22 protein-coding genes are annotated in these 22246 nt (G+C 62.2%); 3 read left to right on the forward strand and 19 right to left on the reverse strand.

Features of this window, described 5'->3' with window-relative positions:
• From ACQKP2_RS26460 to ACQKP2_RS26545, 18 genes are all read right to left on the reverse strand, one after another.
• Positions 1 to 545, reverse strand: a 545-nt coding sequence (locus ACQKP2_RS26460) for an electron transfer flavoprotein subunit beta/FixA family protein (RefSeq protein ID WP_427580813.1), incomplete at its 3' end; no start/stop codon positions are given.
• A 58-nt stretch (positions 546 to 603) separates the two neighbouring features.
• Entirely contained in the window at positions 604 to 1746 is a 1143-nt protein-coding gene (locus ACQKP2_RS26465) for an acyl-CoA dehydrogenase family protein (protein WP_427580815.1), read from the reverse strand.
• A gap of 16 nt (positions 1747 to 1762) precedes the next feature.
• Positions 1763 to 2959, reverse strand: a complete 1197-nt coding sequence (locus ACQKP2_RS26470; RefSeq protein WP_427580817.1) for an acyl-CoA dehydrogenase family protein — start codon at positions 2957 to 2959, stop codon at positions 1763 to 1765.
• 117 nt (positions 2960 to 3076) lie between these two features.
• Positions 3077 to 3916 carry an AraC family transcriptional regulator ligand-binding domain-containing protein gene (locus tag ACQKP2_RS26475; protein ID WP_427580819.1) on the reverse strand — a complete coding sequence of 280 codons (840 nt, stop codon included), beginning with the start codon at positions 3914 to 3916 and terminating at the stop codon, positions 3077 to 3079.
• A gap of 20 nt (positions 3917 to 3936) precedes the next feature.
• Positions 3937 to 5013 (reverse strand): AraC family transcriptional regulator ligand-binding domain-containing protein, encoded by a 1077-nt coding sequence (locus ACQKP2_RS26480; RefSeq protein ID WP_427580821.1) that lies wholly within the window; start codon positions 5011 to 5013, stop codon positions 3937 to 3939.
• A gap of 102 nt (positions 5014 to 5115) precedes the next feature.
• Positions 5116 to 6267 (reverse strand): thiolase, encoded by a 1152-nt coding sequence (locus ACQKP2_RS26485; protein WP_427580823.1) that lies wholly within the window; start codon positions 6265 to 6267, stop codon positions 5116 to 5118.
• Positions 6264 to 6659, reverse strand: coding sequence for a Zn-ribbon domain-containing OB-fold protein (locus ACQKP2_RS26490; RefSeq protein ID WP_427580825.1), 396 nt, complete (start codon positions 6657 to 6659; stop codon positions 6264 to 6266). The genes ACQKP2_RS26485 and ACQKP2_RS26490 overlap by 4 nt, the downstream gene beginning before the upstream one ends.
• Before the next feature lie 43 nt (positions 6660 to 6702).
• A complete protein-coding gene (locus ACQKP2_RS26495) occupies positions 6703 to 7167 on the reverse strand; it encodes a PaaI family thioesterase (RefSeq protein ID WP_427580827.1) in 465 nt (154 codons plus the stop codon).
• 18 nt (positions 7168 to 7185) lie between these two features.
• Positions 7186 to 8154: an NAD(P)H-dependent flavin oxidoreductase gene (locus tag ACQKP2_RS26500; protein ID WP_427580829.1), complete on the reverse strand. Its 969-nt coding sequence runs from the start codon at positions 8152 to 8154 to the stop codon at positions 7186 to 7188.
• Positions 8155 to 8303: 149 nt separating this feature from the next.
• Positions 8304 to 9716 carry a coniferyl aldehyde dehydrogenase gene (locus ACQKP2_RS26505; protein ID WP_427580831.1) on the reverse strand — a complete coding sequence of 471 codons (1413 nt, stop codon included), beginning with the start codon at positions 9714 to 9716 and terminating at the stop codon, positions 8304 to 8306.
• Positions 9713 to 10531 carry an enoyl-CoA hydratase/isomerase family protein gene (locus ACQKP2_RS26510; protein ID WP_427580833.1) on the reverse strand — a complete coding sequence of 273 codons (819 nt, stop codon included), beginning with the start codon at positions 10529 to 10531 and terminating at the stop codon, positions 9713 to 9715. The genes ACQKP2_RS26505 and ACQKP2_RS26510 overlap by 4 nt, the downstream gene beginning before the upstream one ends.
• A 23-nt stretch (positions 10532 to 10554) precedes the next feature.
• Entirely contained in the window at positions 10555 to 11703 is a 1149-nt protein-coding gene (locus ACQKP2_RS26515; RefSeq protein WP_427580835.1) for an acyl-CoA dehydrogenase family protein, read from the reverse strand.
• Between the two features lie 113 nt (positions 11704 to 11816).
• Positions 11817 to 12653, reverse strand: coding sequence for an SDR family NAD(P)-dependent oxidoreductase (locus ACQKP2_RS26520; protein WP_427580837.1), 837 nt, complete (start codon positions 12651 to 12653; stop codon positions 11817 to 11819).
• A gap of 25 nt (positions 12654 to 12678) precedes the next feature.
• On the reverse strand, positions 12679 to 13095 hold the full coding sequence (locus ACQKP2_RS26525) for a MaoC family dehydratase (RefSeq protein WP_427580839.1): 417 nt from the start codon (positions 13093 to 13095) through the stop codon (positions 12679 to 12681).
• A 12-nt stretch (positions 13096 to 13107) separates the two neighbouring features.
• On the reverse strand, positions 13108 to 13551 hold the full coding sequence (locus ACQKP2_RS26530) for a MaoC family dehydratase N-terminal domain-containing protein (RefSeq protein ID WP_427580841.1): 444 nt from the start codon (positions 13549 to 13551) through the stop codon (positions 13108 to 13110).
• Between the two features lie 27 nt (positions 13552 to 13578).
• On the reverse strand, positions 13579 to 14763 hold the full coding sequence (locus ACQKP2_RS26535; RefSeq protein WP_427580843.1) for a lipid-transfer protein: 1185 nt from the start codon (positions 14761 to 14763) through the stop codon (positions 13579 to 13581).
• 33 nt (positions 14764 to 14796) lie between these two features.
• Positions 14797 to 16353, reverse strand: coding sequence for an acyl-CoA synthetase (locus ACQKP2_RS26540; RefSeq protein ID WP_427580845.1), 1557 nt, complete (start codon positions 16351 to 16353; stop codon positions 14797 to 14799).
• A gap of 166 nt (positions 16354 to 16519) precedes the next feature.
• On the reverse strand, positions 16520 to 18208 hold the full coding sequence (locus ACQKP2_RS26545) for a GMC family oxidoreductase (RefSeq protein ID WP_427580847.1): 1689 nt from the start codon (positions 18206 to 18208) through the stop codon (positions 16520 to 16522).
• 204 nt (positions 18209 to 18412) lie between these two features.
• Between ACQKP2_RS26545 and ACQKP2_RS26550 the strand changes: the two genes are divergently transcribed.
• The 3 genes from ACQKP2_RS26550 to ACQKP2_RS26560 are packed head-to-tail and all read left to right on the forward strand — an operon-like array spanning position 18413 to position 21680.
• On the forward strand, positions 18413 to 19324 hold the full coding sequence (locus ACQKP2_RS26550; protein WP_427580849.1) for an SMP-30/gluconolactonase/LRE family protein: 912 nt from the start codon (positions 18413 to 18415) through the stop codon (positions 19322 to 19324).
• A 30-nt stretch (positions 19325 to 19354) separates the two neighbouring features.
• Positions 19355 to 20428 carry a phosphotransferase family protein gene (locus ACQKP2_RS26555; RefSeq protein ID WP_427580851.1) on the forward strand — a complete coding sequence of 358 codons (1074 nt, stop codon included), beginning with the start codon at positions 19355 to 19357 and terminating at the stop codon, positions 20426 to 20428.
• Positions 20429 to 20450: 22 nt separating this feature from the next.
• Entirely contained in the window at positions 20451 to 21680 is a 1230-nt protein-coding gene (locus ACQKP2_RS26560; protein ID WP_427580853.1) for an acyl-CoA dehydrogenase family protein, read from the forward strand.
• A 3-nt stretch (positions 21681 to 21683) separates the two neighbouring features.
• Here ACQKP2_RS26560 and ACQKP2_RS26565 read toward each other — a convergent pair.
• Positions 21684 to 22246, reverse strand: a 563-nt coding sequence (locus ACQKP2_RS26565; protein ID WP_427580855.1) for a helix-turn-helix transcriptional regulator, incomplete at its 5' end; no start/stop codon positions are given.

Below are 22246 nucleotides of genomic sequence, written 5' to 3' on the forward strand. Positions count from 1 at the left end.
TCGTTCAAACGCAGGTCGGTGGTGACGATGGCCGGCAGTTTCAGGGAAACGGTCTGTGCGCCGCCGTCGATTTCGCGGGTCACAGCCACGCTGTCACCACTGATCTCGACTTTCGAAGCGAAGGTACCCTGACCGTAGCCGCTCAAGGCAGCGAGCATCTGGCCAGTCTGGTTGTTGTCGCTGTCGATGGCTTGCTTGCCAAGGATCACCAGCTGAGGCTGTTCCTTGTCGACAACGGCTTTCAGCAGTTTGGCAACCGCCAGGGAAGTCAGGTCTTCGGCGGACTCGACGAGGATGGCACGGTCGGCACCCAGAGCCAGCGCGGTGCGCAGTTGCTCCTGAGCGGTGGACGGGCCGACGGAGACGACGACGATTTCTTTCGCAATATCCTGCTCTTTCAGGCGCACGGCTTCTTCCACGGCGATTTCGCAGAAGGGGTTCATGGCCATCTTGACGCTGGTCAGATCCAGGCCGGTCTGGTCCGCCTTGACGCGGACCTTGACGTTGAAATCCACCACGCGCTTGACGGCAACGAGGACTTTCATGGGAATACTCCAAAAAAGGGCCTTTGCAGGCCCGAACAAATGAACGCTCGATCCGCTGTCAAGCCACCTGCATCAGTCGGCTGTAAGCCTTCAGATGGTGATCGTCATCGCCCAACTGATGGCTGATCATCACCAGGTGCTTGGCGTAGTGCGACCCCACGTACTCTTCAGTGAGGCCGATGCCTCCGTGCAATTGAATGCTCTGCTCGCAGATCAGCCGCCCGGCGCGGGTGACAATGAATTTGGCGGCAGCCAGGGTCCGGCTGCGTTCATCGCTGTCAGGCTGATCGGCCACGCATGCCGCCAGCGTCGCCATGGAGATGGCCTGGTCAAGCTCGGTGCGCATATCCACCATGCGGTGTTGCAACACCTGGAACTTGCCGATGGGCTGCCCGAATTGTTTGCGCTGCTTGAGATAGTCCAGGGTCAGGTCGCAAGCCGCCTGCATCGCGCCGACGGCTTCGGCGCACTGGGCGGCGATGGCGCGACCTTGCTGATAACGCAAGGCGGCCAGGGCCTTGCCGTTTTCACCCAAGCGCGAACTGGCAGGGACAAAAACATCGTCCAGGAACAGCTCGCAGCCTTTGAAGCCATCGACGGTCGGGTAGACGCGACGCCTCACGCCCTCGGCTTCCGGGTTGACCAGGAACAGGCTGATGCCGTCTTCGCTGCGCGCATCGCCCGCGACACGTGCCGATACCAGGATCAGGCCGGCGCTATGTCCGCCGATCACTGCGACCTTGCGGCCGGACAGTCTGAAGCCCTCTTCCACGGCTTCGGCGCGGGTCTGCACGTCATTGAGGTGGTAATGGCTTTGCGGTTCCTCGAGGGCCACAGCCAGTTGCAGTTCGGCACTGGCCACTTGCTGCAACAGATCGTTTTTCTGCGCGTCGCTGCCCAGCTGCTGAATCAGTCCGCCGGCGTAAATGACCGACTGCAGGTAAGGCTCCAGGCACAGCCCCCGACCCAGCTCGGTCATGATCAGCATGGTGTCCACACCGCTGCCGCCAAAGCCGCCGTATTGCTCGGCAAAGGGGACCGAGGTCAACCCAAGCGCCCCGAGTGTTTGCCAGAAGTCCTGGCCGAAACCCAACTCGCTGCGACGCAATGCCTCCCGCTGTTCAAAGCCGTAGGCATCGCGCACCAGGCGTGCGGTGGTGTCTTGCAGCATTTGCTGCTCTTCAGTCAATTTGAAATCCATGATCAGAACAACCTCATTACAGTTCGAGAATCATCTTGGAAACGATGTTTTTCTGAATTTCGTTGGAGCCGCCGTAGATCGACAGTTTGCGCATGATGAAATACTGGTTGGCCAAGGTGGCGCTGTAGTCGGTATGCAGCAGGTTCTCGCCGAAGGCCGCTTCCAGTTCGTCCTCCAGGTACGGCAACGCGTACGGGCCGACAGCCTTTCGCAACAGGTGGGTGATGGCCTGGCGAACTTCGGTGCCCTTGATCTTCAGAATGGAGCTTTCGGTGCCCGGTGCGCCGCCTTCGGCGCTGGCCGCCAGAATCCGCAGGTTGCTCATTTCGGTGGCCATCAACTGCATTTCCACTTCGGCGATCTGGGCGCGAAATTGTGGGTCGTCAATCAAAGGCCTGCCTTCGCAAAGTTCACGACCGGCGATGGCCTTGAGGTGCCGCAGCAGTGCCTTGGACGCGCCGATCCCGGCCAGCCCCGTCCGTTCATGGGTCAGCAGGTATTTGGCGCAGGTCCAGCCCTGATTCTCCTCACCCACCAGATTGCTCACCGGCACGCGGACGTTGTCGAAGAACACCTCGTTGACTTCGTGATCGCCGTCCAGGGTGATGATCGGCCGCACGGTGATGCCGGGACTCTTCATGTCGATCAGCAAAAAGGAGATGCCACGCTGGGCCTGGGCCTGCGGATCTGTGCGCACCAGGCAGAAGATCCAGTCGGCATGCTGGGCCTGGGTCGTCCAGGTCTTCTGGCCGTTGACGATGTAAACGTCGCCGTCACGTACCGCACGGGTCTTGAGCGATGCCAGGTCGGATCCGGCGCCCGGCTCCGAATAGCCCTGTGCCCACCAGTCGGTGGAGTCAAGGATGCGCGGCAGGTAGTGGGCCTTTTGCGCTTCGGTGCCGAACTTGATGATGACCGGCCCCACCATCACGACGCCAAACGGCAACACCCGTGGCGCGCCAAATGCTGCGCACTCTTCGTCGAAGATGTGCTTTTGCACGATGCTCCAGCCCTGGCCACCCCATTCGACCGGCCACATCGGCGCATACCAGCCGCGCGTGTTCAAGGTACGCATCCAGTTGACATAGTCGGTTTTGGTCAAGTGCTTGCCCAGCTTCACCTTGGCAGCCAGTTGGGTCGGCAGTTCTTTGTGCAGGAAATCGCGCACCTCCTCTCGGAAGGCGAGCTCATCGGGGGTGAAATGGATGTCCATCAAGACTCCTCGGGCGTTGGAAAAAGCCGAGGCCTCGGGCCCCGGCCGTGTGTGCAGAGACCGGGCACGATGGCTGGCCTCAGGAACAAGGTTGTTGTCGCGATTGATGCGCCGCGTTCAGGCGTTACGGTATTGCCGGGGCGTCATGCCGTACTGTTTACGGAATGCCCGGGTGAAGTTTCCCGGTTGGCTGTAGCCCATGAGGGAAGCGATATGCTCGATCGGCTGGTCCGAGCTTTTGAGCCACAGGCGCGCCTTCGCCAGTTCGTCGGTCTGCTCAAGCGTTGCCGGCCGCAGTGACTGCCAATGGGCAAGCATGGCGCGGTGAAAGAACTCGTCGGCCTTGAGATGACGCAAACGAACGGCATCGCGCGCAAGCATGAAGGCAGGGGAGGATGCGTACTCATAAGCGATGCCCCAGTCTTCGAGCTGGCGCGCACAGTGCTGGCTGGGGTTGATCCAGACTTTTTTCAGCAGCGTGGCCGGGGTCTTGCCCACCCGCCGCGACATGTTGCGCAGCAGTGCCAGCAAGGCTGCATCGAGCCAGTAGTAATGGGGTTGCGGGTGCGAGATGCGTAGCGTGAAGACCCTGCTATCAGCGTCTTCCCGGCTATCGAGTGTCATGCGTTCGGTCAGCACCGGCAAGTACTGGCCCAGGCAACGCAACCCCTCCCCCAGGTTCGGCGCGCAATCCATCAGAATATTCAAGCCGTGCAAGCCATTGGCCGTCAGGCGATGGGCCATGTCACAACCGAACAAGGTGTCGCCGCTGTCGCGCTCGCAAGCCAGGCACAGGCGCTCGAAGGCTTCAGCGGGCAGCAGTTGCAGGGGATCGGACAAATGCGCAAGGGTGAGTCCGCATTCCTGCAGCAGCGCGGTTCTGTCCAGGCCACGGGAAACCGCATGGTCGAGCAACAGATTGGCGAGTGTGCTGGAAACAGAGAAACGATTTGTCATTGTTATGGGCTCCTCTTTTACTACGAATGCACTTGCACCGACCGTACGCCGCCGGCGGTCTTGGTCAGCCCTTCACGCCAGGCACCGGGGCTGCTGCCATACCAGCGCCCGAAGGCGCGGGAAAAACTGGACAGATCGCGATAACCGAGCAGATCCGTGACCTCGATCAGGTTCAGGGAAGAGCCTTGCAACAGATCACCGGCGCGGTAGCGGCGGTATTCGTCGAGCAGATCGCTGTACTGCCCGCCCTGGGCCTGCAAGCGCCTGCGGGCAGTACGCCGGGTCATGTGTCGACGGTTGCAGAACGCTTCGAGGGTGGGTCCATTGCAAAGGTCCTGGGCGATCTGATCGCAGACTTCGGCCAACAGCGATGGCCGGCTGCGCAGGTCGATGTCGTCGACCAGTGCCTGCAGCCGCTGCACCAGGGCCGCATCGCGACGCGTCAGGTCCCGCACGAAAAGCCCGCGCTCGAAATGCAAGGCATGCCAGGGTTGCCCCCAACTCACCGATGTATGCAGCGCCGACACGTAGCGTGAAGGATCGGCCACGCAGGCGTGCGCGAACGACACGTGGCGCACGGGCGAACCGGGATGCCCGCAACTGAGCATCTTGCGGCGTACCAGCGCACAAAGGCCGGCCATGACATAGTCGACCACCGCCGGCGGTGCCTTGAGGCTGCCGACGTCATGCAGGCGAACCTGCACTTCATCGGCGCGGAACACCACTTCAGCGCGAAAATGCCCCTGGAACTGCGCCGAGTAGCGCACCAGATAGTCGAAACCGCGCTTTAGTGAAGACTCGGCATCGAACAGATAACTCAAGCCATTGGGTTGGCGTGAAAGCAGGTCCATACCCAAGGCCAGGCCGATGCCCGGATCGGCGCTGTGTTCCATGGCAAGATCCCAGAAACGCCGTGACATCAGCATCGGCACCCTCACCAGCGGCGCCCGGATATCGGCGAGACTGCGCTGAAACACGGCGCAGATCCGCTCCACCGTCACGCCACGGCGCAACATGCCTTCGATTGCCGGCAGCAGGGTCGGCAGGTAAACGGTATTGGGTGCCGGTGTCAGGGCTGGATTGATCTGTGAGTACATGACGTCCCTCCCACACTGTCGAAATGATTCCGGGATCGAGTATCCCGCCCGCACCGGCCGATGGCTGTAGATCGTTCGAACCAATTTAAGGATGAGTACGCATCAGAGCGTCGCTTCGCTGCCCAGGAACGCGGTGACCTGGCTGGCCAGGGTGCCGCCATTGCCATGCAGCAAGGCGATGTCGGCTTTCTTGAGCTGACGATCGCCGGCGTTGCCACGGATTTGGGTCACCGCCTCGACGATCAGGAACAAGCCGTACATCCCCGGGTGCACGCACGACAGGCCGCCACCGTTGGTGTTCACCGCCAGGCCACCACCAGGTGCGATATGTCCATCCTGGACGAAGCGACCGCCCTCGCCCTTCGGGCAGAAGCCGAGGTCTTCGAGAAACAGGATGGTGTTGATCGTGAAGGCATCGTAGAGCATCACCAGGTCGACATCCGAATGCTTGACCCCGGCCATGGCCATGGCCCGCGGACCGCTCTCGGAGGCGGCAGTGACAGTCAGGTCCGGCATCGACACCACCGAGCGGTGCCACTGAGCCCCGGCGGCGCCGAGGAAATACACCGGCTTTTGCGGCAAGTGGCGGGCACGGTCGGCACGCACCAGCACGCAGGCGGCGCCACCGTCGGTGACCAGGCAGCAGTCGGCGGAAGTCAACGGGTCGCTGACCATGCGGCTGTTCATGACGTCTTCGATGGACAGCGGTCCACGGGCGAAAGCCTCGGGGTTCAGGTTCGCCCAGCCCCGCGCCGAGACGGCCACCTCGGCAAGCATTTCCCGGGTCGTGCCGTACTGATGCATGTGCCGGCTGGCGGCCAGCGAATAGGACGTGATCGGGTGGCGCGGCTTGTAGAAGGACTCATGCCACTGCGGCTCGCTCATCGACACCAGCCGGCCGCCGGCAGTGCGCTGATTGGAGCCGTAGCACACCAGCGCCGCGTTGCAGAGCCCCGCTTCCAGGGCCAGGGTGGCCTGGAGCAGGTGCATTTCGAAGCTGGAACCGCCGATGTTGGTACCGTCGACGTATTTGGGCTTGATGCCCAGGTACTCCGCCACCGACAGGGTCGGGAAGGCATGGGAACTGGTGGCGGCAAAGATGCCGTCGATGTCCTGGAGTTCAAGGCCGGCATCACTGATGGCCTTGAGCGATGCCTGGCCCAGCAATTCGATGGCGCTGAACCCCCGGGCTTCGCCGCACCCGGCTGTACCAATGCCGACAATGGCGGTTTTTGCGCGAATGGCTTCGTTCATGGTTTGACTCCTTGTTCGATCAAATCGAAAACGACGATAGCCACGCCCTCTTCCTCGACAATCCGCGCTTGCACCCGGCTGCCGATGGGGGCTGTTTCGCGTCCTTCGATACGCGACATCATGCGTGGACCTTCGTCCAGGTCGATCAGCGCGACGTTGTGACTGCCGTGGCGTGCGCGGTTGACGGTAATGGCGTAAAGGGTGCCGGTGCCGGCGGCCTGGACCCATTCGAGATCAGTCTCGCCGGTGCCCGGAATCACGACACGGGGATAAAACACATGGCGCCCGGTGGAACGGCTGCGCTGGATCATGAAACGCCCCTGGGACAGAAAGCTCAGGTACTGGGCTTCCGGGCCCATACAGGCTTCGGCGGGCAAAGTGGATTCGGTCATGGGAGGCTCCTGACTGAAGGTTTTGAAGTGGGCTGGAAAGTCGTCAGCTTCTGCTGTGCAGAGACTGGGTGCCGCTGACAAAGGTGGCCGTGCCCCGTGCCACCAAACGCTCGCCATCCATCAGCGAGCAACTGGCGTTGGACAGGCGCCGGCCTAACTTGTGGACCTGGACGTGGGCTTCTATCCAGGCGCCCTCGTGAGCCGGGCTGATGTAATCCAGGCTCAGATTGATGGTCGCAGGCGGCAACGGGCTGGAGGAATTGAGCTTGATCACCGTGCCAAAGGCCGTGTCGGCAAGGGTCGCTAGCATTCCGCCGTGGGCAATACCCAGCGGATTCAGGTGCTCGGGCAGGATGCGCGCCCCCAGCACTTGACGCTGGTAATCGACATACACCGAGTCGCACAGCCGGACAAAGCCCACACGCATGCGCATGGGTTCGAAACCGGGTGGCACGCCGTGCCGGTCCATCCGCGCCAGGGTCTGTTCATCGAGCGGGCTACTGTTCATATCGACGGCTCCTCTGCATCAACAAGCCCAAGCCTGGGCCCGTTGCAGGTGTTCCCTGCACTCGGCGACCATCCGCTCGATCAACTCCAGGCAATTGGGCACATCGTTGATCAACCCGACACATTGGCCAGCGGTGACGATACCGTCGTCGGGCATCCCGCCTTCGAGCGCCGCACGACCGCGTGCGCCCGCCACCAGGTGGCGTATGTCCTCGAACCGGGCGCCGCCGCGCTGTTCAATGCCGACCACCTCTTCGGACACCGGATTGCGCAGCACCCGTGCGGTGTTGTGCAACGTGCGGAATATCAGGCGAGTGTCACGTTCACTGGCCTTGACCAGCGCTTGCTTGATGTTGTCGTGGATGGGCGCCTCGAGGGTGGCGCAAAACCGCGTCCCCATGTTCACGCCTTCGGCACCCAGGGCCAGCGCTGCCGCCAGACCTCGACCATCGGCGATACCGCCGGATGCCACCACGGGAATCTTCAATTGGCGGGCGGCGAGGGGAATCAGCACCAGCCCTGGAACATCGTCCTCGCCTGGGTGCCCGGCGCATTCGAAGCCATCGATGGACACCGCATCGACGCCCAGGCGCTCGGCCGACAACGCGTGGCGCACGGCCACGCACTTATGGATGACCTTGATCCCGGCGGCCTTGGCCCGGGCAATGTGCTCACCGGGATTGTTGCCGGCGGTTTCGAGAATCTTCACGCCGCTTTCGATGATCACATCGAGGTAACGCGCATAGGGCGGCGGGTTGATCGAAGGCAGCAGGGTCAGGTTCACGCCGAACGGTTTGTCGGTCATTGAACGACAGCGTTCGATCTCCTGAGCCAGCGCTTCGGGCGATGGCTGGGTCAACGCGGTCAGTATGCCCAGGCCACCGGCATTGGAGACCGCCGCCGCCATTTCGGCGCGACCGACCCACATCATGCCGCCCTGGATGATCGGGTAACGAATACCGAACAGTTCAGTGATCCGTGTTTTCATCGTGTTGTCTCTCCAAAAAATGTCCGAGAACGCCCCCCTGTAGGAGCGAGCATGCTCGCGATGGTCGTTAACGATAACGCGGGGAGCCTGGTGCCCCGCGGTGCCCCGGCTACCATCGCGAGCTTGCTCGCTCCTACAGGGGAGCCGGTTCAGCGCTGGATCAGCGAGGCGACCATCTGCCGCAACGGTTCCGTGAACGGTGGCCGCATCAGGTCCGGGCCGTCCACCGGGCGGAACACAGCCTTGGCATGGCTGAAGGTGCGAAAACCGTCCTGGCCGTGATAGGCGCCCATGCCGCTTTGGCCAATGCCGCCGAACGGCAGGCTCTCGACGCCCACGTGGCGAATCACATCGTTGAGGGTCACGCCGCCGCAGACGGTGCGGTTCAGCACGAATGTCTCTTCGACCGGATCGGCGCCGAAGTAGTACAGCCCCAGTGGACGTGGATGGGCATTGATATACCCCACCACGTCCTCGATGGATTCGTAGGACTTGACCGGCAACAGCGGCCCGAAAATCTCGTCCTGCATGACCTTCAGCTCGTCACCGGGGTTGATCAGCAGCGTCGGTGCGATCTTGTGATGAGCCTGGCCGGTGAAATCTTCCCCGGCCGGGTTGAGCTCGATGAGTTCCACGCCCGCCGTGCGGGCCTCCTGCAGGTATCCATGCAGTCGTTCGAAGTGACGCGCATTGATCACCGAGGTGTAGTCCGGGTTCGACAACAACCGCGGAAAGTGCCTTGCCAATACTTCCTTGGCCGTGGCGACGAACTCGGCGAGCCGCTCTTCAGGCACGAACACGTAGTCCGGCGACAGGCAGATCTGCCCGCTGTTGTGCAGTTTGCCGGTGATGATTTTGCCTACCGCCGCCTTGAAGTCGGCCGAACGGGAAATGATGGTCGGCGATTTTCCACCCAGTTCCAGCGTGACCGGCACCAGGTTTTCGGCCGCTGCCCGCATCACGTGCTTGCCGACGCTGGTGGCCCCCGTAAACAGCAGGTGATCGAACGGCTGGGCGCAGAACGCCTGCCCCGTTTGCGGCCCGCCGAGAATGACGGCCACTTCATCGCTGTTGAACACCGATTGAATCATCCTGGCGATCAGTTCCGACGTTGCGGGAGTGAGTTCCGAAGGTTTGATCATCACGCGATTGCCGGCCGCCAGCGCACCGGCCAATCCGCCAAAGGTCAGGTTGACCGGAAAATTCCAGGGACTGACGATGCCCACCACGCCCAGAGGCTGGTATTGCACCCAGGCGTCGCCACGGTCGGTCTGGCGCATTTCGGGTTGCATCCATCCGGCCAGCCGGGCCTTGGTTTGCTTGAGGGTCATCAGCGGCGACAACACCTCGGCGACACGGCTGAAATCCTTGCTGCGGTGACCAAAATCGGCGCAGACCGCTTCGACAATCTCGTCCTGGAAGTCCACCAGCAAGCCAATGGCACGGTCGATCCGTTCGATACGTTGCTCGGCGCTCCAGGCATCGCTCGCCAGGTACGCGGCGCGCTGGTTGTCGAGGACACGGCGAATGGCGTCGCCCGTCAGGTCTTGATGGGTGCTCATGATTCAACCCCTTGTCCGGACAGTTGCGGCCACTGGTACAACGGTGCTTGCTTGCGCGCGAATCGTGCTGAAGCGTCCCGGGTGTAGGTGGACGTCAACAGCAACGCCTGGGCTGTGGCTTCAGCGTCCAGTTGTGTCGCCAGGTCGCTCTCCAGGGCACGGGCCAGCAGGCGTTTGGTCATGCCGAATGCCGTCGTCGACATGTTCGCCATGCTGCGCGCCAGTTCCTCGGCCCGGTTGAGAAAGTCCGCCTGCGGGCAGGCCTGCAGGGCGATACCCAGTGTCACCGCCTCCTGTGCCCGGACCTCGCGGGCCGAATAAATCAACTCCTTGGCCCGCTGCAGACCGACAATGCGCGGCAAGGTGAAGGACGCGCCCAGGTCCGGGCCCAACCCGACACGGGCAAAGGCCATGCAGAAGCGTGCCCGTTCGGAAACGATCACCACGTCCGCCGCCAGCACCAGACTGAAGCCTGCACCGTAGGCCACGCCATCCACGGCCGCGACCACCGGCCGGTCGAAATCGGCCAGTGCGCTGAGCACGCGGCCATATTCCACCATGCTGGTGCGCACGCTGGTGGCCTCGACATTGCCACCGATGTTGCCGACATCACCGCCGGAGCAAAAATCGCTGCCGGCGCCCGTCAGCAACAGTGCCTTGACCTCGGGATTGCGGCGCAAGCCATTGAGGGCATCGAGCAGCTCGGCGAACATTTGTGCATTGAGCGCATTCTTGCGTTCGGGGCGATTCAGGGTCAGCGTCGCCAGGCCATCGTCGATGGACAGTTCAATCACGCGAAACTCGTTAGTCGTCATGGCATCCTCCGGGACGGACACGCTTACAGCGTGCGCGCCACCAGCTCCTTCATGATTTCGTTGGAGCCGCCGAAGATCTTGCTGACGCGGGCATTCATGTACATGCGTGCAATCGGGTACTCGACCATGTAGCCGTAGCCGCCGTGCAGTTGCAGGCATTCGTCGATGATCTGGCAGTTCTGCTGGGTGCACCACCACTTGGCCATGGCCGCGGTTTCCGGGCTCAACTCGCCCTTGAGCACCTTGACCATGCAATCGTCGACAAAGCTGCGGGCGATGGTGGCGACCGTCTGGCACTCGGCCAGTTTGAAGCGGGTGTTCTGCATATCCAGCAGGGACTGCCCGAACACCTTGCGATCACGGGTGTAATTGACCGTCTCCTCGATGGCCCGCTCCATGGAGGCCAATGCGCCCAAGGCAATGATCATGCGTTCCTGAGGCAACTGTTGCATCAGCTGGATAAAGCCCTTGCCCTCCTCCGGCCCCAGCAGGTTGGCACACGGCACGCGCACATCGTCGAAAAACAGCTCGGTGGTGTCCTGGCCCTTCTGGCCGATTTTTTCCAGGAAGCGTCCGCGACGGAAACCTTCCAGGTCTTTGGTTTCGACCACGATGATCGAGACGCCCTTGGCGCCCTTGTCCGGGTCGGTCTTGGTCACGACCAGGACCAGATCGGCGTGGTGGCCGTTGGTGATGAACGTCTTGGAACCGTTGATGACATAGTGATCGCCGTCACGTACCGCACGGCATTTGATGCTCTTGAGATCGGAACCGGCGCCCGGCTCGGACATGGCGATGGCACCGACCATCTCGCCACGGGCCATTTTCGGCAGCCAATGGCGTTTTTGCGCTTCGCTGGCGTAGCGCAGCAGGTAGTGGGCCACGATACCGCTGTGCACATTGGTACCCAGGCTGGTGCTGATCGCCCGTGCCTGTTCCAAGGTGATGATTGCGTCGTGGGCAAAGGTGCCGCCGGCACCGCCGTACTCTTCCGGAATGCTGGGCAACAACATGCCGAATTCGCCCGCCTTCAACCAGATTTCGCGGTCGACATGGTGCTGCTGGCCCCAGCGCTCTTCGTGGGGGACCAGCTCTTGGGCGATGAAGCGGCGAATGGAGTCCTGGAAGATCACCAGGTCTTCGGTGATCCAGGGAGATGTGCAGGCAGTCATGGGCATTCCTCAGGCTGGCTTGGAATTTTTCTTGGTTTGTTCCGGGCCCGGACCGTGCAGCACTTGCAGGTGCTGCACGGAAGGCATGTCGCTGTGCGTTTTGTGCTGGCGCCTTAGAAGTTGCTGCCTGGGCCGCCGCCGCAATAGAGGGTCTGGCCCGACAGGTAGTCCGACTCCGGCAGGCAGAACAGCACGACCGAACCTGCTGCCTCTTCCGGCTTACCCGGACGGCCGAGTGGAATGGCGGTACTGGCGGCGTCCAGGCGAGCCTGCTGTACGCCGACCTTGATTTCGCGACCTTCGATGTTGACGGTCTTGCTGTCTTCGCCGGCCAGCGCCTGGGTCAGGCGAGTGTCGATCAGGCCGAAAGCCACGGCATTGACGTTGACTTTCAAGCGGCCCCACTCCTTGGCCAGGCATTTGGTCATGCCGAGGATGCCGGCCTTGGCCGACGAGTAGTTGGCCTGGCCCGCGTTGCCGCCAGCGGCACCGGAAGAGATGTTGACCACTTTGCGGAACACTTCACGACCTTCTGCGGCTTCTTTCTTGGCCAGGGCGCTGATGATCGGCTGGGCCGCACGCAGAATGCGGAACGGCGCGGTCAGGTGACATTCGATGATCGCGTCCCACTGATCGTCGGACATCTTCTGGATCACGTTGTCCCAGGTGAAACCGGCGTTGTTGACGATGATGTCGATGGTGCCGTAGGTGTCGATGGCGGTCTTGAGGAAGCGCTCGGCGAATTCCGGAGCGGTCACGCTGCCCACGCAGGCAACGGCGTCGCCACCGGCGGCACGAATGTCGGCCACGGTTTGATCGGCAGGTTCCTGGTCCAGATCGTTGATGACGATCCGTGCGCCAAGCGCTGCCAGTTGCAGGGCGACATTGCGGCCGATGCCACGGCCGGAGCCGGTGATCAGGGCGACTTTACCTTCGAGCTTGTTGTGCATTGTTGTTCTCCTTTGGGTGCTTGATTCAGGCGTTGAGCGCAATGACCGCTTCGCCCGACAATTTGATTTCACCCGCCTGGTTGCGGGTGGTGACTTCCAGGCGCAGCGTGCCGCCGACCTCGTCGATCTCCACGACCTTGCCGGCGCAGGTGATGGCATCGCCGACCTGGGTGATGGAGACGAATCGCACCGAGAAGTCGCGAATGGCCTCCTGCCTTACCCAGTTGGTCAGCAGGCGTCCCAGGTAGCCCATGGACAACATGCCGTGGGCGAACACATCCGGCATGCCGGCCTTTCTGGCGAAATCCACATCCACATGAATCGGGTTGTGATCGCCCGAGGCACCGCAGTACAGGGCCAGGGTCAGGCGGCTGATGGGTTGTGTGGTGAACGACGGCAGTTCGCTGCCGATGGCCAGGCTGGCCAGATTGATGCTTTGCATGGGTCGGGCTCCTTAACCGTTGCGCACGACGAGGCTGTTGCGCAGTTCTGCCACCAGCTCGCCGGCTTCGTTGGTCACGCGGGTTTCGCGCACCACAAACTCCAGGGCGCCGCCCTTCTTGTCGTAGATGTCGACAATGCGACCTTCGAAATTCAGGCGCTGGCCGGCGTAAGCCATGTGGTGGTAGGTGAAGCGCTGTTCGCCGTGCAGCACCTTGCCGATGTCGATCCCCAGCAGATCCATGGTCGCGCGCGGGTTGGGCGCATCCATGTCCAGGCAGAACAGGAAGGTGGGCGGCACCGGCAGGTGGCTGTCGCCCTGCTCGCGGGCGGCGTTGGCGTCGATGTAGCGATCGTCGCCCTGGCCGATGGCCTTGGCGAAAAAGCGCAGGCGGCCGGCTTCGACGTCCACACTGTGGCGCGACACCACGGTGCCGATATGACGTTTGTCGATCATGGGTTTATCTCCGGTTCAGGCGCCTGGTTACTGGCGCTGGTACAGCGTGACCACGCAGGCGCCACCGAGGCCGAGGTTGTGTTGCAAACCAAAACGCACGCCTTCGACCTGACGGGCCTCGGCGGTGCCGCGCAGTTGCCAGGTCAGCTCGGCGCACTGGGCAAGGCCGGTAGCACCCAGTGGATGGCCCTTGGAGAGCAGGCCGCCGGACGGGTTGGTCACCACACGGCCGCCATAGGTGTTGTCGCCGTCGAGGATGAACTTCTCGGCGGTGCCTTCCGGGGTCAGGCCCAGGCCTTCGTAAGTGATCAACTCGTTGGCGGTGAAGCAGTCGTGCAGCTCGACTACGCCTATATCCTGCGGGCCGACGCCGGCTTGCTCGTACACGCTGGTGGCGGCAGCACGGGTCATGTCATAACCCACCACTTTGCGCATGTCGGCTTCATCGAAGGTGCTGTTGCGGTCGGTGGTCATGGCTTGTCCTGCGATCATGACGCGGGTGTCCAGGCCATGCTTGAGGGCAAACGCTTCGGAGCAGATGATCGCGGCCGCAGCGCCGCAGGTCGGCGGGCAGCATTGCAGGCGGGTCATCGGGTCGAAGACCGTTGGCGACGCCATGACTTCTTCCAGGGTAATCGGCGTGCGGAATACCGAGTACGGGTTGTTCGCCGCGTGGCGACGGGCTTTGACCGAGATGCGGCCGAAGGTTTCGGCGCTAATGCCATATTCACGCATATAGGCACGGCCTGCGCCGCCGAAGAACTGCGCGGCACGCGGGGCCTGCTCGTCATAGCCCTGGACATCGGCCATCACCCTGGCGAAGCGTTCCATCGGTCCGGGGCGATCGGTCCAGGCACCTTTCAGGGCACCCGGGACCATTTGTTCGAAGCCCAGCGCAATGGCGCAATCGATGGCGCCGCTTGCCACGGCCTGACGAGCCAGGAACAGTGCAGTGGAACCGGTGGCGCAGTTGTTGTTGACGTTGATGACCGGGATGCCGGTCAGACCCACGCCATAAATGGCGGCCTGGCCAGAGGTGGAGTCCCCGAACACATAGCCGACATACGCTTGCTGAACCAGCGCGTAATCGATACCGGCATCGGCCAGTGCACGTTTGGCCGCGGCCGCGCCCATGACCGGATAGTCATCGCTCTGGCCCGGCTTGCTGAAAGGGATCATGCCGACGCCGGCGACCACTACTTTATTGCTCATGTCTTGACTCCTGATGGGTGAATGGCGAACAGATCAGTTGACAGCCCTGGCCCGGTCCTTCCAGAAAGGTTCACGCAGGTCGCGCTTGAGAATCTTGCCCGCGGCAGACAGCGGCAGGCCGCTGACAAAGGCCACGGATTTCGGGCATTTGTAGCCGGCGATATGTTCGCGGCAGTGGCTGATCAGCTGGATTTCGCTGAGGACGCAATCGGGCTTGAGCACCACGACGGCATGCACCGCTTCGCCCCACTTGTCGTCCGGAATGCCGATCACGGCGCTCATGGCAATGGCCGGGTGGCGGGCAATGACGTTTTCGACTTCAGCGGAAAAGATGTTTTCACCGCCGCTGACGATCATGTCCTTGAGACGATCGACGATGAACACGTAACCCTGTTCATCCATGTAGGCGCCGTCGCCGGTGTGCATCCAGCCGCGGCGCAAGGTCTTGGCGGTTTCTTCGGGACGGTTCCAGTAGCCCTTCATCACATTGGGACCGCGCACGATGATTTCGCCGACGGTGCCGCGTGGCAGTTCGTTGTCGTGTTCATCGACAATGCGAAGATCCACGCCCAGCAATGGACGGCCGACCGAGCGCACCAGCCCGCTGACGCGGCCCTCGGGGCCATGGTTGGCATGGGGGTTGAGGCACAGCACCGGAGAGGTTTCCGTCATGCCATAGGCATGCATGAACTCACACTCGGGCAAGACATCGATGGCGCGCTCAAGCAGCGTCAAGGCAATCGGCGAGGCGCCGTAGGCAATGCGACGCAGGCTGGCGAGGTTATAGCGCTCGAATTGCGGATGCATGAGCAAGGCTTGCAGCATCGTCGGCACCAACAGAGTTTCATTGATCCGTTCACGCTCGATGGTCTGCAACATTTCCAGCGGCTCGAACATCGGGATGAAGCAGTGCGCTTCACCGGAGACAAACTGGAACACCACCCGCGCCATGGAGGCGGTATGGAACATCGGTGCGACGTGCAGGGTGGTCGAGTTGCGAATGATCGGATGCTCGGCCATGCGCATGACCGCCGAGGACCACAGGTTCAGGTGGGTCTGCATCACACCTTTGGGCAGGCCGGTGGTGCCGCCGGTGTACATGATCGCGGCGATGTCGCTACCGCCGCGATTGAGGTCTTTCATCGACTCGTTTTCGGCAATCAGCTGCTCGAACGACAGCATGCCTTCCGGGGCCGGGCCATCGCCGACGTGAATCAGCAACGGCGGGTATTTGGCCGTGGCGCAAATGGCCTGGGTCATGTGCAGGAAGTTGTCGTCGACGAACAGGATGCGGGTATCGCAGTCGTCCAGGGAGTAGACGATTTCCGGCACGCTCCAACGGATGTTCACCGGGTTCAGGACACCACCGCCCCACCAGACCGAAAGCATGAACTCCATGTAGCGGTCGGAGTTCAGCGCGAGCATGCCGATGCGGTCGTTATCGGCCATGCCCAGGGCGCGCAGGCCGCTTGCCAGGCGGGAAACGCGGTCAGCAATTTCACGATAGGTACGTTGCCGGCCACGAAACGTGGACGCGACCCGATCAGGGTTCAGTTGCAGAGATCGGTGCAGGCCTTGTGTCAGGTACATACTTGCCTCTGGATGCGCATATTGTTATCGGGTTCGCCCTTGGGCGAGCCACTACGATGTTAGGGCTGCGGGGGGCCTGAATCTTGGTTCGAAGTAGGTAATTTGCAGCGCTTTGCCGCAGTAGTTCGAACGAACCAGCGCTGCGGCGCGCCCTCTCCCGCGGGTTTCAGAGTCGGTCGGACAGTGCCGTTTGTTCGCGCGCACCGAAGCGTGCATCCGCGGCTGCCCGTACCAGATCGGCGGCCTTCTCGCCGATCATGATTGCAGGGGCGTTGGTGTTGCCTCCCACCAGCGTCGGCATGATCGACGCATCCGCCACCCGCAGACCTTCGACACCGCGTACCCGCAGCTGCGGATCGACCACCGAGCCGGCGTCACTGCCCATGCGACAGGTACCGACCGGGTGGTAGACGTTGTCGGCCTTGCGCCGAATCATGGTGCGCACGGCATCGTCGTCGCTGCCATCGATCTTCAAGTGGCCGTAGTGCAAGGGTTTGCCACCGAAACGCGCCAAGGCTTGCTGATCGAAGATTTTCTTGATGATGTGCACGCCCTTGAGCATGACCGCCATGTCGCGCTCATCGGTCAACAGGTTCATTTCGATGACGGGCGCGACACGCATGTCCGCCGATTGCAAGCGCACTTCGCCCCGACTGTGGGGCCTCAGTACGCACACGTGGCAGGAATAGCCATGACCGTAGTGGAAGGTGCGGCCATGGTTGTCACCCGCCGACATGACGAAATGCAGTTGCACGTCAGGATCGTTCAAGGCCGCATCGGTTTTCACAAACCCGCCCGCTTCAGTGAAGGTGCGGGTGAAAAGGCCCGCACGGTGCTTGCGGTACCTGAGCCATTCGAAGGCATAACGCAGGGCGCCACGGATCGACACGCCGAACAGATCGGTACTGAACAGGCGCTTGTGCATGATCAGGTCGACATGGTCCTGCAGGTTCTTGCCGACTTCGGGAGCGTCGTGGATGACGGGAATCCCGTGCTGCTGCAATTGCGCCGTCGGACCGATTCCCGATGCCAGGAGCAACTGTGCCGAACCGAAGGTGCCGGCACTGAGAATGATCTCGCGACGGGCGTGCAGGTCCATTTCCCTGCCGTCACGCACGACACGCACGCCGACGGCACGGTTGCCCTTGAACAGAATGCGCAGAACCTGGGTACCGGTCAGTACGTGCAGGTGCTTGCGTCCGCCATTGTTGGCCGGGTCTGCCGCGTTGCCCTTGTGCAAGTAGGCCCGCGCCGAATTCCAGCGTTCGCCATTCTTCTGGGTCACCTGGAAGTAACCGACACCTTCTTGCTGGTGGCCATTGAAGTCGTGGTTATACGGATGCCCGGCTGCCGAGGCGGCTTCAAGGAAGTGGCGCATATAGCTGCAAGGTGCGCGCGGATCGACCACGTGCAACGGACCGTTGCCACCGTGTAATTCATCGTCGCGTCCGGCAACGCGCTCGTTGCATTCGGAGCGTTTGAAGTAAGGCAGTACGTCCTTCCAGCTCCAGCCTTCACAACCCAGGCTTGCCCAATGGTCGTAATCGGAAGGCGTGCCGCGCAGGTAGAGCATGCCGTTGATCGAGGAACTGCCGCCCAGCCCTCGTCCCCGTGGCAGGTAGGACTTGCGTCCCTCCATCGAGGCCTGCGGCAGGCTTTCATAGGCATAGTTGCGCTCACCAGGCCGGGGAATCGAAACCACCAGCCCGATGGGAACGGTCACCGCCGGGCTGTGATCATGGCCGCCGCTTTCGAGCAGGGCGATGCTTTGGCTGCCACTGTCAGCCAGCCGGCCGGCCACGGCGCATCCGGCCGAGCCGCCACCGATCACGATGAAGTCGTAGGTGTTTTCCACGGGCTGTTCCTTTCTTGTTATGGGGGTGCCCGGAGTATTGGCGCTCGAAGGTGCCCCGCCATCGTTCCTTCGAACCATTTTGCGGACGCCAACCAAGGCGACCTGTCGCCCGGCGCCTGCCCACCCCTCACTTTGCAGGGATTGTTGCTCCCGTCCTCCCGACCCTAGAGTTTTCGGCGTACCGTTCGCCAAGGAAACCGCTTCATGGATTATCAAATCGTTGCACAGGACCTTCGCTTTCCCGAAGGCCCCATCTGGATGCAGGACGGCTCGGTGATCGTCGTCGAGATCGCAGCCGGACGACTGACCCGTATCACGTCAAACGGTGACAAACAGACCATTGCCGAACCGGGCGGCGGCCCCAATGGTGCAGCCATCGGCCCGGACGGCCGTGTCTATCTGTGCAATAACGGTGGCTTCAGCTGGACCGAGCACAATGGGCTGCTGTTCCCGGGCCGCCAGCCCCGGGACTATTCCGGCGGCCGTATCGAAACGGTCGATATCGGCACCGGGCGGGTTGAGCGCCTGTACGACAGCTGCGACGGCATTCCCCTCAAAGGGCCGAACGACATTGTTTTCGATGATCGGGGTGGCTTTTATTTCACCGATTGCGGCAAAAGCCGGGAACATGACGTTGACCTGGGCGGCGTCTTTTATGCCAGGGCTGACGGTTCCTCGATTCACGCGATCGCTCGCGGGCTGTTGCAGCCCAATGGTTGTGGCCTTTGTCCCGACGGCAAGACTCTCTATGTGTCACTGACCAGTGAACGCCTGCTGCTGGCCTTCGACCTTGAGGGCGACGGCCAGGCCGCTGCGAGCTGGCCCAAACCCGGTCGTGTCGTGACCTCCTTTCCCGGACGCCAATGGCTGGACTCACTGGCCGTCACTGCCGACGGGCATGTCTGCGTTGCTGCGCTGGTGGAGAATCCCGGAATCGTCAGCGTCGATCCGGTCACCGGCAAGACCACCTCTTTCCTCCTGCCTGACCCTGTCACCACCAACATCTGTTTCGGCGGCCACGATATGAAGGACGCCTGGATCACCCTGTCCGCCAGCGGCAAGCTCATCCGTACCCGCTGGGATCGCCCGGGGCTGCGACTGGCCCACTACGCCTGACCTCTCCAACGTTTCGAACGGAAAATCATCATGAGCGAACAAGCAACGAGCCCCTGGGCCGAACAGAATGCAGGCGTGTCGGCCGTGCGCGAAGAGCATCGTTTCGACGAACAGCGCCTTGCCCAATGGATGGGCAGCCACATAGCCGGTTTTTCAGGACCGCTCACCGTCCAGCAGTTCAAAGGCGGACAGTCGAACCCGACCTACCGCCTCAATACCCCCGGTGCGGTGTATGTCATGCGCAGGCGGCCGAGCGGCTTGCTGGTCAAGTCCGCACACGCGATCGACCGCGAATACCGAGTGATCTCGGCGTTGCATGCCCACGGCTTCCCGGTGGCGCGTCCTTATGGGTTGTGTCTGGACGAATCCGTGGTCGGCAGCGCGTTCTACATCATGAAGCACGTCAGCGGCAGGATTTTCTGGGACGCTCAATTCACCGAAGTGCCCCGCGAGCAACGCCATGCCTACTTCGAGGAAATGAACCGCACGCTTGCCCGTCTGCACGCAATCGACCCACAGGCCATTGGCCTGGGTGATTTCGGCCAGCCGGGCAACTATTTCCAGCGGCAGATCGCGCGCTTCTCCAGGCAATACCGGGAGGATGAACTCGCGGGGCGCGTGCCGGCGCTGGACCGCTTGATCGAATGGCTGCCAGCCAACATTCCGCCCGGCGAGGAAGCGCGCATCGTCCATGGTGACTTCCGCGCCGACAACATGATTTTTCATCCCACCGAGCCGCGCGTGCTCGCCGTGCTCGACTGGGAGCTGTCGACCATCGGCCATCCATTGGCCGACCTTGCGTTCAACACCTTGATTTACCACTCGCCAACGGCGTTGGCGGGGGTCGATCTCGCAGCCGCCGGCATTCCGACGCAGGAGCAATACCTGGCGCTGTACTGCCGGCACAGCCAACGCGAGTCAATCCACCACTATGACTTCTATCTCGCATTCACCCTGTTCCGCCTCGCCGTCATCATCCACGGCATAAAAGGCCGTGCCTTGCGCGGCACGGCGGCATCGCGCAACGCCAGTGAAGTCGTGCAGCGCCTGGTGCCGCTGGCTGACCTTGCCTGGCAACAAGCCGAACGGGCAATGGCCCGATAACCTCGATCTTCAGGAGAGCTTCATGCATTTCAAATTGTCAGAACAGCAGACGCATTGGCGAAAACGGGTCGCCGAGTTCATGCAAACGCACGTCTACCCGGCCGAACAGCGCTATGAATCCGAAGTGGCCAGCGGTGAGCGCTGGAAGACCCTCGGCGTACTTCAGGAACTGAAACAGCAGGCCCGGGCCGCGGGATTGTGGAACCTGTTCATGCCGCCCTCCCACGGCAGCGTAGTGAACGAGTTCCCGTTCGACGGCCCTGCGTTGAGCAATCTCGAATACGCCCATGTCGCCGAGGAAATGGGCAAGTTGCCCTGGTCTCCGGAGGTCTTCAATTGTTCGGCACCCGACAGCGGCAATATGGAAGTGCTGTTGCGTTATGGCAGCGCGGCCCAACAGGAGCGCTGGCTCAGGCCACTGATGAACGGCACGATCCGATCGGCGTTCCTGATGACCGAACCTGAAGTCGCGTCTTCCGATGCCACCAATATCCAGACGAGCATTGTTCGCGACGGCGACCATTACGTGATCAATGGCCGCAAGTGGTGGTCCAGCGGCGTCGGTGATCCGAAGTGTGAAGTGGCGATCGTCATGGGCAAGACCGATGCAGACGCCCCGATCCATCGCCAGCAATCAATGATTCTGGTGCCGATGAGCACTCCGGGCGTGGAGGTGGTGCGCATGCTCTCGGTGTTCGGCTATGACCACGCGCCACGCGGTCATGGGGAAGTTGTCCTCAAGGACGTGCGGGTCCCCGTTGAAAACCTGCTGCTGGGTGAAGGCCGCGGGTTCGAGATCGCCCAGGGGCGTCTCGGTCCGGGACGGGTCCATCACTGTATGCGCGTGATCGGTGTCGCCGAGCGTGCGCTGGAGCTCATGAGCAAACGCTTGATGAGTCGGGTCGCGTTCGGCAAACGGCTCTCGGAGCAGTCGGTCTGGGAACAGCGGGTCGCGCAAGCGCGCATCGATATCGAGATGAACCGGCTCTTGTGCCTCAAGGCCGCGGACATGATGGACCGCGAGGGTAACGAAGCCGCGCGGGCTGAAATTGCCATGATCAAGGTGGCGGCCCCGCGCATGGCCTGCCGAATCATCGACGACGCGATCCAGGCTTTCGGCGGTGCCGGCGTATGCCAGGACAGTGAACTTGCACACCTGTTCGCAGTGATTCGGACCATCCGGATTGCCGACGGCCCCGACGAGGTACACAACCGCACCCTCGCCCGCCTTGAATTCGGCAAGTACCGGTAACGCTTACTCAAGCCCCGGCGGGGAAATCTCTGCACGTTGCCAGGCCAACGACACCAGTTGCGGCAGATTCCCCGCCCCCAGGCGGCGCATGGCATTACCCAGATACTCGCGCACGGTAAAGGGCGAGAGCGTCAACGCCCGCGCCGCTTCCTTCATGCTGTAACCGGCGGCGATCAATTGCAGGCACTGGCGCTCACGGTTGCTGAGCCTGCTGCGGGGCGTGCTGGAGTTGTCGCCGGCCTTGTAGCGTTCGATCGTATCGACAAAGGTGTGGGCCACGGCCAGCAACGCGCCAAAAACTTCTGGCTCGACGCGGGTCGCGGCGCCTGCGGTAGCGCTGGTCCAGCCGACGAGGGAAGTGATGCCACTGGGCAGATGCACGGGAACGACGATATTCGAGACGATGCCGTACGCGTGATGAACCTCGCGCAAGGCAAGATCCAGCGGGCTGAGTTGCTCTTGCGCGCCATCGAGCAGGCTGCTGACAAAGGGCATGCGCTCGCGCCGCGCCTGTTGCACGTCGCGCTGTTTTACCGAGATACGCTGCTCGTGCCACCAGCACAGCA

The organism is Pseudomonas sp. NPDC089569 (genome assembly GCF_050280625.1).
Lineage (GTDB): Bacteria > Pseudomonadota > Gammaproteobacteria > Pseudomonadales > Pseudomonadaceae > Aquipseudomonas.

Excerpts from the sequence above, each read along its gene's own strand:
- ACQKP2_RS26465 (WP_427580815.1), bottom strand. The coding sequence starts at position 1,746 with ATGGATTTCAAATTGACTGAAGAGCAGCAAATGCTGCAAGACACCACC.
- ACQKP2_RS26470 (WP_427580817.1), bottom strand. The coding sequence starts at position 2,959 with ATGGACATCCATTTCACCCCCGATGAGCTCGCCTTCCGAGAGGAGGTG.
- ACQKP2_RS26475 (WP_427580819.1), bottom strand. The coding sequence starts at position 3,916 with ATGACAAATCGTTTCTCTGTTTCCAGCACACTCGCCAATCTGTTGCTC.
- ACQKP2_RS26480 (WP_427580821.1), bottom strand. The coding sequence starts at position 5,013 with ATGTACTCACAGATCAATCCAGCCCTGACACCGGCACCCAATACCGTT.
- ACQKP2_RS26485 (WP_427580823.1), bottom strand. The coding sequence starts at position 6,267 with ATGAACGAAGCCATTCGCGCAAAAACCGCCATTGTCGGCATTGGTACA.
- ACQKP2_RS26490 (WP_427580825.1), bottom strand. The coding sequence starts at position 6,659 with ATGACCGAATCCACTTTGCCCGCCGAAGCCTGTATGGGCCCGGAAGCC.
- ACQKP2_RS26495 (WP_427580827.1), bottom strand. The coding sequence starts at position 7,167 with ATGAACAGTAGCCCGCTCGATGAACAGACCCTGGCGCGGATGGACCGG.
- ACQKP2_RS26500 (WP_427580829.1), bottom strand. The coding sequence starts at position 8,154 with ATGAAAACACGGATCACTGAACTGTTCGGTATTCGTTACCCGATCATC.
- ACQKP2_RS26505 (WP_427580831.1), bottom strand. The coding sequence starts at position 9,716 with ATGAGCACCCATCAAGACCTGACGGGCGACGCCATTCGCCGTGTCCTC.
- ACQKP2_RS26510 (WP_427580833.1), bottom strand. The coding sequence starts at position 10,531 with ATGACGACTAACGAGTTTCGCGTGATTGAACTGTCCATCGACGATGGC.
- ACQKP2_RS26515 (WP_427580835.1), bottom strand. The coding sequence starts at position 11,703 with ATGACTGCCTGCACATCTCCCTGGATCACCGAAGACCTGGTGATCTTC.
- ACQKP2_RS26520 (WP_427580837.1), bottom strand. The coding sequence starts at position 12,653 with ATGCACAACAAGCTCGAAGGTAAAGTCGCCCTGATCACCGGCTCCGGC.
- ACQKP2_RS26525 (WP_427580839.1), bottom strand. The coding sequence starts at position 13,095 with ATGCAAAGCATCAATCTGGCCAGCCTGGCCATCGGCAGCGAACTGCCG.
- ACQKP2_RS26530 (WP_427580841.1), bottom strand. The coding sequence starts at position 13,551 with ATGATCGACAAACGTCATATCGGCACCGTGGTGTCGCGCCACAGTGTG.
- ACQKP2_RS26535 (WP_427580843.1), bottom strand. The coding sequence starts at position 14,763 with ATGAGCAATAAAGTAGTGGTCGCCGGCGTCGGCATGATCCCTTTCAGC.
- ACQKP2_RS26540 (WP_427580845.1), bottom strand. The coding sequence starts at position 16,353 with ATGTACCTGACACAAGGCCTGCACCGATCTCTGCAACTGAACCCTGAT.
- ACQKP2_RS26550 (WP_427580849.1), top strand. The coding sequence starts at position 18,413 with ATGGATTATCAAATCGTTGCACAGGACCTTCGCTTTCCCGAAGGCCCC.
- ACQKP2_RS26555 (WP_427580851.1), top strand. The coding sequence starts at position 19,355 with ATGAGCGAACAAGCAACGAGCCCCTGGGCCGAACAGAATGCAGGCGTG.
- ACQKP2_RS26560 (WP_427580853.1), top strand. The coding sequence starts at position 20,451 with ATGCATTTCAAATTGTCAGAACAGCAGACGCATTGGCGAAAACGGGTC.